Annotated in this window: 6 protein-coding genes and 1 pseudogene; all 7 read right to left on the bottom strand. The window is 65.5% G+C overall.

Annotated features, from left to right (window positions below; all coding sequences use genetic code 11):
- Positions 1-28: 28 nt before the first annotated feature.
- Positions 29-232: a hypothetical protein gene (locus F2P44_RS19650; RefSeq protein WP_167088744.1), complete on the bottom strand. Its 204-nt coding sequence runs from the start codon at positions 230-232 to the stop codon at positions 29-31.
- Positions 233-256: 24 nt separating this feature from the next.
- Positions 257-6,118, bottom strand: coding sequence for a toxin TcdB middle/C-terminal domain-containing protein (locus F2P44_RS19645; RefSeq protein WP_223165062.1), 5,862 nt, complete (start codon positions 6,116-6,118; stop codon positions 257-259).
- Positions 6,119-6,510: 392 nt separating this feature from the next.
- Positions 6,511-8,139 (bottom strand): annotated as a pseudogene (locus F2P44_RS36610) (SpvB/TcaC N-terminal domain-containing protein); the annotation flags it as partial.
- A 571-nt stretch (positions 8,140-8,710) separates the two neighbouring features.
- Positions 8,711-11,170, bottom strand: coding sequence for an apolipoprotein N-acyltransferase (gene lnt / locus F2P44_RS19640; protein ID WP_167088743.1), 2,460 nt, complete (start codon positions 11,168-11,170; stop codon positions 8,711-8,713).
- Between the two features lie 5 nt (positions 11,171-11,175).
- Positions 11,176-11,865 (bottom strand): hypothetical protein, encoded by a 690-nt coding sequence (locus F2P44_RS19635; RefSeq protein WP_229423633.1) that lies wholly within the window; start codon positions 11,863-11,865, stop codon positions 11,176-11,178.
- Between the two features lie 17 nt (positions 11,866-11,882).
- Positions 11,883-12,971, bottom strand: a complete 1,089-nt coding sequence (locus F2P44_RS19630) for an SGNH/GDSL hydrolase family protein (RefSeq protein WP_167088742.1) — start codon at positions 12,969-12,971, stop codon at positions 11,883-11,885.
- Positions 12,972-13,182: 211 nt separating this feature from the next.
- Complete coding sequence (locus F2P44_RS19625; RefSeq protein WP_167088741.1) at positions 13,183-16,206, bottom strand: ligand-binding sensor domain-containing diguanylate cyclase; 3,024 nt, start codon at positions 16,204-16,206, stop codon at positions 13,183-13,185.
- Positions 16,207-16,358 lie beyond the last annotated feature (152 nt).

Here is a 16,358-nt window from a genome sequence, read left to right as displayed (position 1 = left end):
GACTCCCTTCTGGGCGATGTCTAATTTTTTAGTTGGGAGTCCAACTCACATTGCTCAGGCTGATTACGTTGCGCATCAGTACGACCTTGCGCACTTCCTCCGGCAGCAGAAAGATGAGCAAACCGCGCGGCAGGATGATAGGCAAGGCATCCGTTAGGCCCAAGAAGGATTTATGGGGAGCGGAGTTCATCGACAGTTCCTTCATCGAACAAGGGTTCTTGGATTTCGCCATATTCTTGGTCCGACCGATCTTTATTCAATGTTCAGATGGGAGTGACATTCGCAGCCTGTCTTCAAGCGCTGTCCCGTGTTCAGACGGGAGCGACGCCTGCAGCTTCTCTTCAAGTGCTGTCACGCGCATGCCAGTCGAGAAGGCTGCCGCTCCAACGGCAGCTATTCTTAGCGGACCGACGGCGGAAGGCGCATGCATTGCAGCCGCGACTGCGTTTAACGCCGGAGTTGACACGCGCGGCATTGGCACACCCGCTGCTTGTAATATGCTACATGCGTATGTTGTACAGTCCTGCCGGAAGAGGCCATAGGACCCGACCCTTTCTACTTCGATTTGGGCGTGTGCGACTTGCGCTGCTCGAGCAGCATCGGCTTGAGTGACAGGTATATCGACAGTGATATACCCGGAGCCAGGGGCTCCTCCCCTCGGAACCGTCACAAAGGCATCGCCGCCGGTGACAATGATCGGTCTTCCGGATCCAGAAGTTGGGCCGGCGGGGCTTCCAACGACCAAGTGGGACCATTCGGTACCCGCCCCAGTATTGACGCCGACCATGTTGTGTCCGATTGGTCTCCCAGGCCTAAAGGCCAGGCTTACTGATGAGTTCGCGCCTTCGGCGGCCGCCGCCATGGTGCGAGTTTCCACCGTCATGGCATGCGCTTCAAGAGCGAATGGAAGAACGTCCACCGCTAGCTGCAATGCGGCCCACCCGCGACTCGTATCCAGACCAGTTACGGTGGTACCCGTTACAAGACGGGCGCCGGGATCCAATACCGGAACGAGACCAGCGCCTATTTCCATGCCAGTTAAGCTGCTTGGCGACGGACGCTCCTCGATCGGGACAGCTCGCAAAGTCCCAGCCCGTATGACCCCACCGACAACTCCGCCAACACCTCCAGACGGACCTGAGTAATCGAGCCTATTTCGAGCTGGGTCTACGTAGGCATGCCCGCCAAAGACTCCTTCAATCATCGCCTTAACTTCGCGCCCCATCTGGGACCACATCATTCCTAGCATGAATTCTTGGGGGGCGTTCCCTTGATTTCCAGAAGGATCGTTTCTTTTAACAGGATTACACAAAACGAATTCATATAAGTTTGGCCCGTCGATGAGCCCGGCCCTATCGCACGCGGTCCATCGCCCGAGCCATGCGGCGTAATACCTCGCCCCATGGTAGTACAACCCACTTTCCGCATCCCGCTCTTTGCCTGTATACCGATACCGCTTCGCCGTCTCCATCTGGCAGCGCACAGACTGATAGGTCGAACTGCCGTATGGAGCATATTCTTCATAGGAAATAATCTGCGCGTGCTCATCCAACTCCAGGCTGGACGAGCTGAGATGGTTGCCGAACTGATTGCGAATCAGTTGCCGTGGCGCCGCGTCGTTTCCCGCTGTATCGCGTGTGCGTGTTTCTACCAGGGCGATGCTCTGCTTGCCGGCCATCAAATGCAGCGTTTCGCGTTCCAGCGTGGCGGTAGTGGCGCCAATTGCGCCGTTGTTGCGGCGGTAGATCTCGAAGCCGCCGAGGTAGATGCGCTCTTCGGTGAGGCCGGGCGCCTTCTTCCACACCTTGCGCACGCGCTGGCCGGAGGCGTCATAAACGTAGTGGGCCACACCGCCGCCCAAGTCGGTCTGGTGCAACTGGTCCTTGTAATCCCAGTGCATGTTCGGCCCCGGCAGGTGACCGCCCAAGTGGGGCATGCGCATCATATTACCGTGAGTGTCGAACTGGTAAGGCTCGATCCGGGGCGGGTGGGTGCCATTCGGTTTTAGCCGGGTAGCGGTCAGGCGGTTGCTGGTTTTTAGCGTCAAGCCAACAGCGCTCTCGATCGCGTTCGGTTCAAGGTAGTCGTAAGCCCGCGTCCAGCCCGCATGTGACGGGGCGCTGCCGCGATGCTGCATCTGCAGGAAATTGCCTACGGCGTCGTACACGTAGCGCTCCGTGTACGCTCCCATCGCGTTGCCGTCGCTGGGGTGACTGAGCCGGGTGTGGAAAGCGTTATGCGCGCCGGGCGCAGTCGGCGGATTGGGTTCGCCCCCGGTCTGCCCGAGGTGCTCGCGGCCGCAGGCCTGAATCACGCGGTACAGCGCATCGTAAACATAGTCGTTGCTCGGTTCGACGCGCCGATTCCTGAAGTAGACGGCCTGCTGCGCATCGTCCTGCAGGTGGGTGATATTGCCGGCTGGATCGTAGGTGTAGTGCAGGTTCTGCAACTGCCTGCCCGGCCAGCCGCAGACACTTTGCGCCTCATCGGCAGGAAAGTCGACCGCGCTGCGTCGCGTAACCAGTTGCGTGAGCCGGAAGGTGAGCGTGTCGTACTTATAGCGGGTAGCGGCACCGTTCTTGTAGTAGATGCATTGACGCTGTCCTTTTGCATCGTAGTCGATGTTTGCCACGCCCACCGGTGACGGGGCTACGCATTCCGGGTCCAGTAGCGCCAGGGGTTCAGCCCCGTGTTCCAGCCATACATCCATCCGCTCCAGCAGGTTGGCGTCGTTGAACACCGACTGAATCACATTGAGTCCCGTATGGGCCAAGCTGCTGTGTGGCGCGATGGACTGGATTGGCCGGTTGAGTGCGTCGTAACGGGTGCTGCTTTCGAAGCTTTCGGTGTCCAGTTGCGGAGCGAGTCCCCAGTCGGGAATGCAGGTATAGTCGCCAGCCAGCCGACGCGTGCCACGCAACAGGTTACCTTTGAAGTCGTAAGCCTCGACCGGAGTACCCGCAGTATCGACACCCGCATTGATGGCTACCCCAGCCGAGTCGAAGTGCCGCAGGACACGGGTGCGCAGGTTGAGCGCTTCGGCGTTGGGCATGCTTTCGCCGTAGTCGATCTTGTCGACCACGATGGTACGGTGCAATGTGCATGGGTCGCTATCTGCAGTGCTGCCGGCCACGGTCTGCCGGATCGGGCGGCGCAGCGCATCGTAGGCGGTGGTGAAATTGTGGCCGCGACTGTCCCACGCGCGGATGGGCTTGCCCACGACGTCGTTCAGCATCCAGCGCGCGCCGGCGTCCATGCTGAGCTGGTGGATGCGGTTGCCGAGCATATCGTAGACGTAGCGCATGACGACGCGCTGCTCGGTGGGCCCCACCGGTACGTAATCGATAGGCAGCTTGCGTTCGTCGAGCACAGCGCGCTGGTTGCCTTCGATATCCAGTTCGACCCGAGTGGCAACCCACTCTTCGGTGCCGTCCAAAACGTGGCCGCTACACACCACCCGGTTGTGCGTGACCGTCAGCACGGTGCGGCCAAGGGCATCGGCATGGGCCGTTGTCGGCGTGTCGGCATGGGCGGCGGCGCGCTCGGCCGCCACCCGTTCGTGGGGACCGAGCGCGCCGCCGATGCGTTCGGCGTGCCAGGTGCGCCAGTCCTGCGCGTCGGTCCCCATGGCCGCGAAATGCCGCTCCACATAGCCGGCGATGTCGGGGTCGGTGCGCGGATCGCCGCTCTGGGCGTTGCGCGGGGCGCAGGTGTCGTTGACGTCGTAGCTGGTTTGCCGCCACGGGTCGAACAGCACCTTGTCGTAGGTGTGGTTCGGGTATAGCGTGGCCACCACGCGCCCGGCCGGGTCGTAGAACAGGACCGGGCTGACGCCCGCCTGCACCCCGTATTCGAAGGCGTGGGTGGCGCTGAAAAACGGCTCGTACTGGCGTACCGGCTTGCCCTTGTTGTTGAAGATGGTCCAGCCGCTGCCGACCCAGCGCGGATTGACCGTGCAGCCGCCCGCAAGCAGCGGCCCGGGTTCGGCCTGGTTTTTCTTCTGGATCTCGCGCCCGAAACCGTCGGAGTAGGAAAAGCCGAGCTGTATTCTCAGCCCATGGGGCGGCAGCGGCGCGCTGGCGTGGGTCTCGCGCATCAGCGTCGCGGCCCAGGCCGGCTGCCAGCGGGTTGGGTCGCCCGGATCGGCCTCGCGGCTGCGGCGGAAACGATGCAGGTCGTACACGACGCGGGTGGTGGCGTCGCGCAGCAGGATCGGCGTCATCGCGCGCGGGTCGGCGGCGGTGAAGAAGGCGTCGCGCTCCGCGTCGCTCAGGTCGGCAACGAAGCCGGCCAGGCTGTCGCCTTCGACCGGGCAGGGCAGCGGCTTGCCCATGACGGCGCTGCCGGCGACCAGGCCGAGCGTGTCGTAAGCCACTTCGCTTTGGTTGCGATTCGGGTCGCTCACCAGGCGCGGCTTGAGAACCCGGTAATCGTTGGCTTCCACCGTGATGCGGTTGCCGAGCGCGTCGCGCGTTTCGCGCGTCAGCAGGTCGTACTTGTCGTAATCGACGAAGGTGTCCTGGCCAAAGGCATCGCGGTAGCGCCGCGGCAAATAGAAATGCTGGCGGGCGTGCGCCATTTCGTCCGTTGCGCCGGCGCCGGCATCGCCGCCGAAGAAAGAGCGGCCCGACGGTATCCACCAGTGGTCGTCCGCATCGCAGGCGGGGAACAGGCCGTCCGCCTTGAGCGTCTGGCTTGCCACGTAGCCGCCCTGGTCGCCGCCCTGGCCCCCGAGCACCGAAGCCGGATCGGGCAGCAGGGCTCGGCCCGCTTGCCCCGCGCAGGGACGCTGGAACACGCTTGCCAGCAGGCCCGGGGTGAACGCCAGCTTGTAGCTCTCGCCGGGCAAGGCGCGCGCTTGCAGTTCGCCGAGCGGCAGCAGGCCGCACAGGTCGTCGCGCCGGTAGAGCGTGCGCAGCGCCTCGATGGCACGGCGGCGCCGGCAACCGGTGGCAAGGTCTTCGTAGGCCACTTGCGGCGCCGTGAAACGGTGGCGCAGGCCGCCGGGACAAGCGGGGTCGGCATCAACGAAGTCCGCTGCCTGGTAGCGTCCGGCTGGCCCGCTGGCCGGGTAGCCGGTCAGCTCGAAGGTAATCGACTCGCTGGGCTGTGGCAGACGCCGCATGTCGGTCGATTCGACGGCGTTGGTGAAGCGGTTCTCGGTATAGGTGAGCAGCGCGGTGGTCTGCCTGGCCTGGTCGGCCGCGTCGAGCCCGGCGAAGCCGGGGTTGGCGATGTCGCAGACCTTGCCGTGGCGGTCGATGGCGCGCACCTCGCGGCGGCGTCCGTAGCCGATCGCGGCTTGCTTGAGCACGTTGCCCCAGGCATCCACTTCCAGCGTCAGCGCGTGCCCGATGCGCGGATCGGCCGGATTGCGTTCGTAGTGGTAGTTGAGCGCTTCATTGGCATGCGTGAGGAACACCGCGTGCCGGTTGCAGCCCCCGCCTTGCAGCAGCCGGACATGGAAATTCTGTTCGGTGACGGTGTACGGCGTGCAGGCGCGCGCCGCTTGCCATGGCGCGGCGCCGGGACCGGCGTCGTCGGCGTAAACTTCCTGGCGCAGCATCGCGCCAGCCAGGGCGCGGCTCGCTTCGCGCTCCTCGTCCAGGGTCAGGCCGGCCGGCAGTGGCGTGTCCGGCAGCAGCAGGGCGCGCGCCTCGCGCTCGCTCAGTCCTGGTTCGCGGAAGTACTCGCCACGGCCGCGCGTGTTCGGCGGGTCGTCGAAGCAGTCCGCTATCCGATCGCGCCCCAGCCAGGCGCCGGTATGGAACCAGGTCTTGGTATGGATTGGCGGCACATGCGATGCCTCGGCAACGTTGTCGGCCGCGACCGCGCAGTCCGCCAGCGTGCCGAATTCCTCCGTGTCCCACTGTTCCACCATGCCGAAGCCGCGAAATTCGCGCTCTTCACCATCGAAGTAGCCGTGGTGGTAGGCGTAGCGGCTGACGAAGCGGCTGCGGCTGATATGGTCCCAGGTTTCGACGCGCTCGACCACATGCACCGGAAACGGCAGGCGGGTGAGCCAGGGCTTGCCGTCGCGCTTGTCCTGGAGGTAGAAGCGGGTCGACGTGGCGTAGTCGAGGATGGTTTCGGCGCCCAGGTTGTTGTCGGTCCGCACCAGCAGGGCGAGGACCAGACCAGGCAGATGGTGCCGTTGCCGAGCAGGTCGACCGCCGCGATGTTGACCAGGTCGTCGACGCGCGGGAATACCCGCATGTGATGCGCCTGGCTCCAGGCGTTGCCCGACTGGTTGAAATACAGGCGCACGCCCTCGCTGTGCAGGTAGATGATGTCGGCGGTGCCGCTGCCATCGATATCGGCCAGGCGGACGCGCCGGTGGTCGAACTGGCCCGCATGGTCGAACCATGGCGGATTGTCCATGGTGACCTTGGCGCCGAAACGGCCGAAGCCGAGGTTCGGCCAATAGCACACCTCGCCGCTGCGCAAGCGTACGATGTCCGCCAGGCCGTCGCCGGACAGGTCGGCCAGGTGGATCGATTCGCTGGCATCGGCGAAGACCACGCGCGGGCCTTTTTCCTCGTCCAGCGCCGGGAACACGCGGCGCGCCGGGCCGAAGCCGTCCTCGCCCAGGGAAGGGTGCCAGACCAGGGCGTCGTCTTCGGCGATCATCACATCGGCGCGGCCGTCGCCGTCAAGGTCGATAAAGCGCAGGTTGGGATCGCGCGATGACAGGTTCAGGGGCGCGCGGAAGGGTTTGAAGGCTTGCCAGCCTTCGCCATCGTCGTGCTCGTACAAACCCGGCATGGGGCCTTCCATGACCACCACGTCGGTGCGGCCGTCGCCGGCCAGGTCGAGCAATTCCACGCCGCCGGCGAGCGACACATTCGGCCGCAGCCTGACCGCTTCGAGCGGCGCAAACCGCGCGCGCCCGGCCAGGGGGCTGATGTTGCGTGTGTAGTACCACAATCCACCCTGCTCGGTGAGGATGCCCGGCACGCCTTCGCCATGCAGGTCGGCCCAGCGATAGGCGCTGCCATCGACACCAGCCGGCAAATTGGCCAGGCTGTCGGCATCGACTTCTTCCACCGTCTCCTGGACCACGGGCCTGGTATATCCGAACTCGACCGGCGGCACGCTGCTGCGCGCATAGCCGTCGCCGCAGCGCCGGTAGCCGCTCTGGGTGACCGCTTGCAGGAAGCTGTAGGCCGCGCCGGCATGCCGGTCCGGTGCGCGCGCGTGGCACAAGTCGGTGGAGCGCACCAGGCAATCGCGCCCGACCTCCGGCTCGCACGGAAAATGGTGGAACATCAGCACCCGCCGGCACAGGCGCGCGGTGCGCACCTCGAACCCGGCGCGATAGCTGGAGAAGGGATCGGGACGCGCCGGCCACGGGTGGAGCAGGGCGCCGCCCGGATCCCTGGCGCTGTCGTCGCGCGGCCCGGGGGCGTCGGCGTCATGCTCGCCATAGTCGAACACCACCTCGAACATCCAGTCCGGATCGATGTCGGGCAGCGCGGCCGGGCGGGCACCGGCGACCAGCAGCGGGCTGCGGTTGCCGTAGAGGATGCGTTTCAGGTAGCGGTTGGCGCTCCGGTCAGCGCCTTCGCGCGGGCCGCGATTGCGTTCGTGCGCCTGGTCGAGGTCGATGCCGGTGCCGTCTTCAGCCTTGTATTCGTGGACGATGGCGTTGCCCTTGTCGTCGCGCGTCTGGCAAAGCAGCCAGCTGAACACGCGTTGCGGGCCGCCGCAGGGGGAATCGGCGATGCGGGAGTCGTCGTCCAGGCCGTAGATGGTGAGGATGTTGTCCTTGGACCAGATGCGCCAGTGCATGTCGCCGTCGGCGCGCCGGGTCCAGCGTTCGATGCGCGCGAACAAGCCCTCGACGCGCGGCCGGTAGCTCTGCAGGGTATAGCCGGGGACGCTGTCGCAGTCCTGCTGGCGGCGGCCGTCGGACCCGAGTAGCGGCACCAGGTCCTCGGCGCCGGCGAGGATGAACACGTCCGACTCGTCGGCGTCGTCGTAGCGGGGCAAGCCTTTGCTGGTCTTGCGGGTGATGGCGGACAGGGACAGGTTCCAGCCGAAACCGAAGGCGCTGTTGCCGCTGCCGGAGTCGTACCCGAGCGAGAGCTGGGGACCGAAACCGCTGCGCCCCGGGCTGGTGGCCACCGGCACCGACATCGATCCGGTGCCAGTGGCGGGATTGGCGGAGAACTTCTCGCCGATCCCGCTGATTGCGCCGCCGCCTTTGGGCAGGGAAATGGACGGCGGTCCGGACTGGCTCTGCCCGGGTGAAGTTTGCCCCGACGGGCTTGTGGTTTCGCCTTGCACACTTGCTGAACGGCTTGTTTCACGAGGGTTTTGCACCATCGCCTCCGATCGCGTTTGTACTCGTTAATGGTGGCCCGATCTGGCGCCGGGATCGCATGCCGCTGTGCGTGCCGTGGCAGGATCGCAAGCCAAGATTAGTAGCGTGCAGCGCGCGAAAACACGCACATTGTCACTGCGGCGTCCTTGTCACAATATGGTCGGTATCCGGCCCTTGGATGCACGAAAAACGCAAGGCTGGTGATCGGCGGACGACGCGGTCAATGCCGATGTGCCGTTAACCACACAGCCAGGCGCTTGCGGTCCTTTACGCACGATAAGACCGGCGATGTTCCGCTGCGTGGGTGCCAGGCGGGCAGCATCGTGGACGCGCGAACGCGGCGCACGATGTTATTAACGATGGGAAGCGAAACAGGATGTTTCTTTATGCGCGGAGGATGGTCAGCAGCAGCCATGCCGGCAGGCCGAGAAAAAGGGCAAAGTGGCCACCGCGTTCGAGCCGTTGCCGGACATCGATGGCGCGCGCTGGGCGCAAGCACGCCGCCAGCAGCGTTCCGGCTTCAATCGCCGAGCGCAGCAGCGCCTCGCTCAGGACCACACCGATCGACCATGCGGCCCACCACAGCGCGAAGGCGGTGAGGTAAGCCTTCAGGCCAAAACTGTAGTATTCGCCGAAAGCGCTGCCATAGGAAATATGCTGATGCAGGTGGAACGCGGGCAGCGCCAGCGCGAGCGGGAGCAGGACGAACTTGGCAAACGGATGATCGAGGCGCGAGCGCCGGATTGCCAGGCCGGCTCGGGCATAAGCCTGCATCGCCGCGCGCGTGCGCGTGGTCTCCTGAAGCGGCGAGCAGCCGGCGGCTCCCAGCGCGCCTGCAAGCACGCCTGGATTGGCCAGCGCAAGGGCGTAGCGCCGGCCGCATGCGAGCTGCAAGGAAATCCCCGGGCAGGGAATCGGCAGGCGCCACGGCCTTACCCCGGCGACGTCGCGCAGCGCGATGTCGATGCGGTGCGCGTCGCGTTTCAAGACCAGGCTGCCATGGGCAATCGATGCCTTCGCCGAAAAGAGGAACAGCACGCACCACGAGGCGGCGCAAGGGGCAAGGAAGAATGCGGTGAATAGTCGGACTTGCGCCAGCGTATTGGTCCGCAGCGCGTCGTCGAGCAGCATCGCCATCCCCATCCAGAGCAGGCTGGCGCGCGCGAACACATGCAGGGCGCCGGCCACGAGCCGGGCGTTGGGCGGCAACACGGCGACATCGACCGGCTCCAGCATGGCCACGCCCGCCGATGCCGGAACCTGCACGGCGCCGGGGCGCCACGATGGCAGGGCCGACCATGCCGCCAGCAGCACCAGGAAGGCGCCGGCGGCGAGCCCGACCCAGTCGCCCCAGATTACCATCAGGGTGCGCCCCGGGATGCGCACCGGCACGTCGGCGATCACCAGGGTGCGTTCGCCCATGCGCGTGCCTGCCAGCACGCTGCCGGTGGCGTCGATGGCGGCGCTGAAGCCGTTGGTGGTGGCGCGAAATTGCGGCAGGCGCGTTTCAATGCTGCGAAATGCCGCCGCGATCTGGTGCATTTCCGCACCCAGCGGGCTGACCGTAAACCAGGAATCGTTCGACATGGTGAGGATGGCTTGCGCGCCCAGCCGCGCGCCGTCGATGGCCAGGCCGGTATCGACATCGTCGAGGCAGATCAGGGGCAGCACCGGGATCTCGCGCCCGTCGCCCAGGCGCAATGGGAACACACGTGCGCCATTGCCTGGCCGCCAGTCGCCGGTCCACGGCAGCAGGCGCCGCAAGAGCGGTCCGTCCAGCCATTCCGGAACGTACTCGGTGAGTGGAAACAGGCGCGTCTTGCGATAGAAGCCCATCAGGCCGCTGCCGGGCTGCACGAACGCGGCCGCGTTGTATTCGCCAGCGCTGTCGCGATCGTAGGTGCCGAAGATGAACGGCACGCCGGCTGCATTGACGATGGACAAGATTTCACGGTCGAATTCGGCACCGGCGTCGCTCTTGGGATGGCCGAAGGTGGTGGGGTAAGCCGTCTCCGGCCACATCACCGCATCCGCATGCTGGCGTACGACAGCGTCGTAGCTCATTGCGAAGTGCGTATCGAGCACCTCGCGCACCACCGCGTGCGTGCCCTTTTCCTGGCGCTGGCGGTCGTAGGCGACGATGTTCGACTGTATCAATCCCATGCGCAGCGGCTTGCCCGCCGGGCCGGGGCTGGCGGACAGCACCGCCAGGCCGTAGCCGGCCAGGAGCACGGGCACCAGCGCGGCCAGGGCGAGTGGCCTGGCAATCGCACGCATGCCGCCGGCGCGCCGCGCCAGCGCCGCCGCAAGACCTTCGTTGGCTAGCAGTAGCAGAACGGTCAAGCCGGCCGTGCCGCCCACATCGGCGCCCTGGCGCAGCAAGCGGGAGGGATAGAGGCCGTGACCTAGTGTGTCGCCGAGCAGACCGGGCATCAGCCGCTGTGTCGCTGCCCACGCCGCCGCGCCCGCCAGCGCGCCCAGCACGGCGCCGTAGCGATGCGTCGTGATGTGGCGGACCAGCGCGAAGACCAGAAATTGTGGCTGGAACAGCGGCGCGGCGAGCAGCAGCAGCGCCACCCCGGTGGCCGCACCGACCTGCGCATACAGCCCGAGCGCGATGCCGAACCAGGCGAAAGCGGCCGCCGTGAAGGCCAGCGTCATGAGGTAGGCGCGCAGCAGCGTCGCGGCCAGCGTGGGGCTGCTGTCGAGGGTGCGCAGCCACGGCACCAGCAGCACGAAACTTAGCAGCCAGGCGGCGCCGCCGCGCGCATACAGCGCCACCATGGCGCCACTGGCGAGGATGGCCCCCGCGGTGCGTACTGTCGCGTTGGAAAATAGGATCATGGTGTTCAGCGGCCTTGCCGCGTCTGTTCGATTGCCGGGGGGATGACGATACGCCGGATCGGCAAGCCGGGCGGCGCCAGTTCGGGCGGCACGATGCCGTTTTTGGGCATGGCGACGGGCTTGCCGGCGGCGTCCAGCAATTCGAAGCCGGGAGCGAACATCAGGACCGCTTCGATGCGCTGGCCGTCATCGGTCGCCTGGTGGTGGCGCACATAGCCCTTCGGCAAAACAAAGTCCTCGGGCACCGCGAGCCCGACCAGGGGCGGACTGGTTCCCGGCGGCGAAAAGGCGCCCAGGCCGGAGTGGATGCCGCGCTCGTGAAGACGCTTGATGACCTCGGCCATGCTGGGATTCTCGCCGCGCGCCACGTAGCTTTTGAGGTCGGGCGTGGGATCGGCGTCGCCCTCGGGCGCACGCGCCTGCTCTTTGCGCAGGAGATTGTCCGGCGTGGCGGGCACGGTGGCCGGGGTAGCGGCCTGCGCCGGCGGGATTGCCTGCGCAGGCGGCGGCGCCGGCGTGGCGGCGACGTCGGTCCCGGTGCGCGATGGCATCCACAGCAGCGCCAGCAGGGCGCCGCCGGCGATGCAGAGCAGCACCGCGATGACAATGCGGCCCCGGGATGGCCCCCAGGCATGGCCGGCGGCGCTCTTCTCGCTGCCGGCCGCTGCCGGCCTGGAACGCGGAGGCGTATCCAAGGATCGGCGCCTGGCCGTTACGGCGTGGCCGGATTGTAGGTCGATACCGCCCAGCCGATGCGCTCATGGCCGTACTGATTCCAGATCGGGCTCTTGCCGCCGCTAAAAGTGGTGTAGCGCGGCGCGCCGCTGCCGGTGGTGCTGCCGAACAGGCCGGAGCTGAAGGTGCTGCCGTTGTAGGTCGGGTGGGTGTCGTCCGACTGGATGTAGTCGTAGCTGCTGCTGGACGACACGAAGTGCGTGTTGGCGTCGCGGATGGTCGAGCGCAGTGCCGATGTGAGGCGGGTGACATAGCTTGTTTCGCTCTCGCCGGTCACATAGCGTAGCGCCACGGCGTCGATCTGGCCGTCGCCGTTGCTATCGTAGTCGGCTCCCATGTACTGGGCGAAGTTGTCGGCGCACTGGAAACCCTTTTGGCGCGCGACGTCGCACATCATGAAGTTCATCCTGGCGAGGGCGGGCAGGAACTTGTCTTGCATTTTCACGGTAGCACCGGTGGTCGCATCCTTGCAGGTGCTCTGCACATCATCCACCGTATAGCCCGGGTAGTGCAGGTTGGAAACTACCTTCAGCTTGACGCCGGCATAGGCGTTGGCATTGATGTAGTCCATCGCCGCCGTGACATACTTCTTGCAGCTGTTTTCCGCCGCAGTCAGTAGGCTGTAATTGCAGGTGCCGGTCTGGCTCTTGAAGCTGGCGCGCGCCTGCAAGCCATCGTTTCCGCACATCTCGAAGGTGACGACGCGCGTGTTGCTCGCTTGCATGTACGAGCGTTCAGCCACAATTTTATTGTTGTACACGTCTTCGGCGATCGCACCGGACTTGGTGCGGCGCACGCTCTCGATGTCCGTGCCCCACTGCGCTGACAGATATTCCGCGTTCACCGTCGGTGCCGCGTATTTGGCGGCGCTGGTGACGGAGCCGTTGAAGCCGGCATAAATCGAGTCCCCATAGGCCACCGAGCGGTACTTGGTGGACGTGCCAGCCCGGTCGATGGTCCATGAAGCGTTCTGGTTGATGGTGCTGGCGGCCGCCTCGGAAAACGAGGCGAAGAGGGCGATGGTAGGTAGCAGTGCGTACAAGGAACGACGAAAGCGAATGCTCATGTAGTGTCTCCTTTATAGTGGGTCCCAGCTGTCAGGTTAGCGATTTCGTTAAGCCCGAGCTCGGTCTCTCAATGTATTTCAAATCCTGAGAACAGTGCTAATTAAGCATGCATATCGTGGGTCAAACGTTAAAAATATGCTAATTTGTTGTAAATGCGCAGTGAAGCACGGCGTTTGTCGAGCCGTACAAAGCGGGCTCTGCACTAGCCTTTTAATGCCACTTGACCTGCCTGTTGTCGTTCCATGAACTGAGCACGATGCAAGGGCCGAACAGGGGCAGCGTTTGCATGGGCTCACCGCCAAGCGCCTGCTGCGGCAAGCAGCCTACCCAGCCATCGCGGCCGCTGTTCTTTGCCGCGTACAGGCATTGATCGGCCAGTTCCAGTGCTTGCTCCCAGTCAAAACGCTCCGGCGCGCCGGGCAGCAGCGGGTAGGCGGTGAATCCCACCGAGCAGCTCTTGTGCAGCACGACCCCATTGCCCAGGTCGAACTGGTGGGAGCGCACCGCCTGGCATACCTGGCTGGCCAGCAGATGCGCATGGTCGCGGTCGGTATTGCGGGCCACGATCAGAAATTCCTCGCCGCCCCAGCGTACCACCACGTCGGAGGCACGGCAGGCATGCCGCATCACCTCGGCCACCTGGCGCAGCACGTTGTCGCCGGCGGCGTGGCCATGTTCGTCGTTGACCATTTTGAAATGATCGAGGTCGACGATGAACACGCACAGGTCGATATTGCGCGCGGCGCCGGCATCGGCCGCATGCTCCCGAGAGCGCTGCTGGCGCATGGTGTGCGCCAGTTCTTCCGGCATCAGCACGCTCAGGAAGCGCCGGTTCTTCAAGCCCGTCAGCGGGTCCAGCATGCTTGATTCCTGCAACGCGGCGTTGGCTTGCTGCAGGGCCTCAGTGCGGGCCGCCACCAGCTTTTCGAGGCGCACATTTTCGTCCCGCATGCGGCCGACACGCCAGCGATAGCCGAGCATCAGCAGCAGCAGCGTGCCGATCGCAGCGATGCCGCGCAGCCACCATGTCTGCCACCAGGCGGGCAGCACCTGGAAGGCGAAACTGGTGGCCGGACCCCAGGCACCGTTCGGCCCGATGCGTGCCGACACGTCGAAGCGGTAGTTGCCGTGCGCCAGTCCGGAGTAGCGTGCGTCACGGCTGTCGGTGATATTAAAAGCGGTTTCGCGGCCCAGCAGGCGTTCCCGGTACTGGATTTTTCCTTCGCCCACGAAGCTCAGGCCCGTGTACCGCACTTCAAAGGTATTGTCCGCCGTCACGCGCACCTCTCGGGCGGCCGCCGGGTAGTCGATGCCGCCGATTCTGGTACGCAGCAAGGTCGTGCGCAATGGCTGGTCGGCGGGCAGGGCGGCAAACGCCTTCTGGTCGAAGCGTACCAGGCCCTTCGTGGTGCCGAACCAGGTATCGCCATCTTTGTCGGCAAGAAATGCCATGGCGGCCGTATCTTCGCCGATCAGTCCCTCGGTCGCGCCGAAGTGGCGGCTGCCTTGCGGGGTCAGCAGGTCGATGCCCTGGCCGCCGCCCAGCCAGATGCGGCCGAGCGCATCCTCGCCTGCCAGGTAGACCTTGTCGGGCGACTGGGCCGATGCAGCGTCATAGTGCTCCAGGACGTGCAGCTTGCCGTTCTCGTAGCGCACCCTGGCCATGCCCAGCGGATCGAAGTAGGGCAGCAGGAAATCGCCATTGCGCAGCGCGACGATATAGCTTACCGAACTGTCCCTGAGCCCGTCGCTGCTTGTAAAACGGCGCCATGTGCCGTTTTCCAGCACGGCCGGGCCGTTCTGGGCGGCGACCCAGACGCGGCCGCGCGTATCTTCGCGCACGTCGCTGATGTATTCGCTGGCGCTGCCGCCCGGGAGCACGACTTGTTCAAAATGCAGCTGCGCAGCGCCGCTATCGGCACGCCACAGGCCGGCACCATCGGTACTGGCCCACACGCTGCCGTCACGCGCGGCGAGCAGGCGGAAGGTCCGCTTGGCGGGCGTGCCCGCGCTGATGACCTGGCGCGTCAGGGCGCCGCTCGACGGGGAGTAGCGCAGGATTTCGTTGCCGGGCACGCCGGCGAGGAAGATGCTGCCGTCGGGCCCCTGGACGATCGAGCGGATCATGTTGTCTTCCGTTCCCTTGATGGTGCGGAACTGCGCGCCATCGCTCACTGCCAGGCCGTGGCTGGTACCGACCGTCAAACGCTGGTCGCGGTCGCGGAAGACGTTCCACACCACGTCGTAAGGCAAACCTTCGCTGGTGGTGTAGGCATGCAAGATGCCGCGTCCGAGCAGGCGATGCAAGCCCACCGAGCCAATCCATAGCGACCCTTCGCGGTCTTCCAGCACCGGCCAGGGGGCGCCCGGCAAGCCATTTTTGCCCGTCGTGATCTCCCATTGCTCACCTGTGCGATGCAGCAAGCCGTGATCGGTCGACACATACAGATCGCCCCGTTTTCCCGTGGCGAGGTAGCCGCGGCTGCTGACCAGGGGAATCGGGGTGGCGGCCAGGTCGAAGCGGGAGCCGTCGGCGCGCAGCAGCCACAGGCTGGTGGGAGTGCGGGCCCAGATCCGGCCCTCGCCATCTTCAGCCAGGGCGTCGACCCGCTCGTCGGGTTTGCCTTCCGGGACCGGGATGTCATGCCACCGGCCATCGCGCCATGCCAGCATGTGCGCTTCGCCGTTCCAGCGTCCGATCCACAGGGATGGCGATGCTCTCGATTGCAGGATGGCGGTGGCTTCTCCTCCGGGCCAGTTCGCCAGCGGGCTGAAGCCGGACCGGATGTCGCCCCGGTACGGACCTTGCGCCGTGGCGGCGAACAAGCCGGCCTTGCCGTGGGCAAGAGCGCTGATCGACACCGCCGGCAAGCCCGAGCTGGCCTTGACGGGCATGAAACGGTGCCCATCGTAGCGGGCCAGGCCGCCGTGCGTGCCGGCCCACAGCACCCCGGACCCGTCTTCCAGCAGGGCCGTCATCACGGTGGACGGCAAACCCTCCTTGAGGCCGAAGGCATCGAAGCGGTAACCGTCGTAGCGGTACAGGCCGTCTTCGGTGCCGGCCCAGATAAAGCCTTGACGATCCTGTATCAGGCGCAGCACGCCCACGTTGTTCAGGCCGTGCTCGGCTCCGTAGCTGCGATAGCTGAACCGGGCCTTGGGCAATATTCCGGCAACGCCCGTGCTGGTGGCGGACGCCTGCACCGGCGGCACGCCAGCTTGAGCGGGCGCCATCGTCAGCCACAGGACGCACAGCCCCGCCAGGAGGCGCGCGCGATGGAAAAGGGAGGCACCGGCGAGGCCGGACCTTGCTGTTGGTAGGATCGCCATTCCCCTTGACTGCTGCGCATCGGTCTGGACCCGGAGTATCTGCCTTGCGCGAGTCA

The organism is Massilia frigida (genome assembly GCF_011682175.1).
In the GTDB taxonomy this organism is placed as follows: Bacteria; Pseudomonadota; Gammaproteobacteria; order Burkholderiales; family Burkholderiaceae_D; genus Telluria_A; species Telluria_A frigida.
The sequence above is the reverse complement of the archived record's forward strand: the minus strand, read 5'-3'. Positions and strand labels throughout refer to the sequence as shown.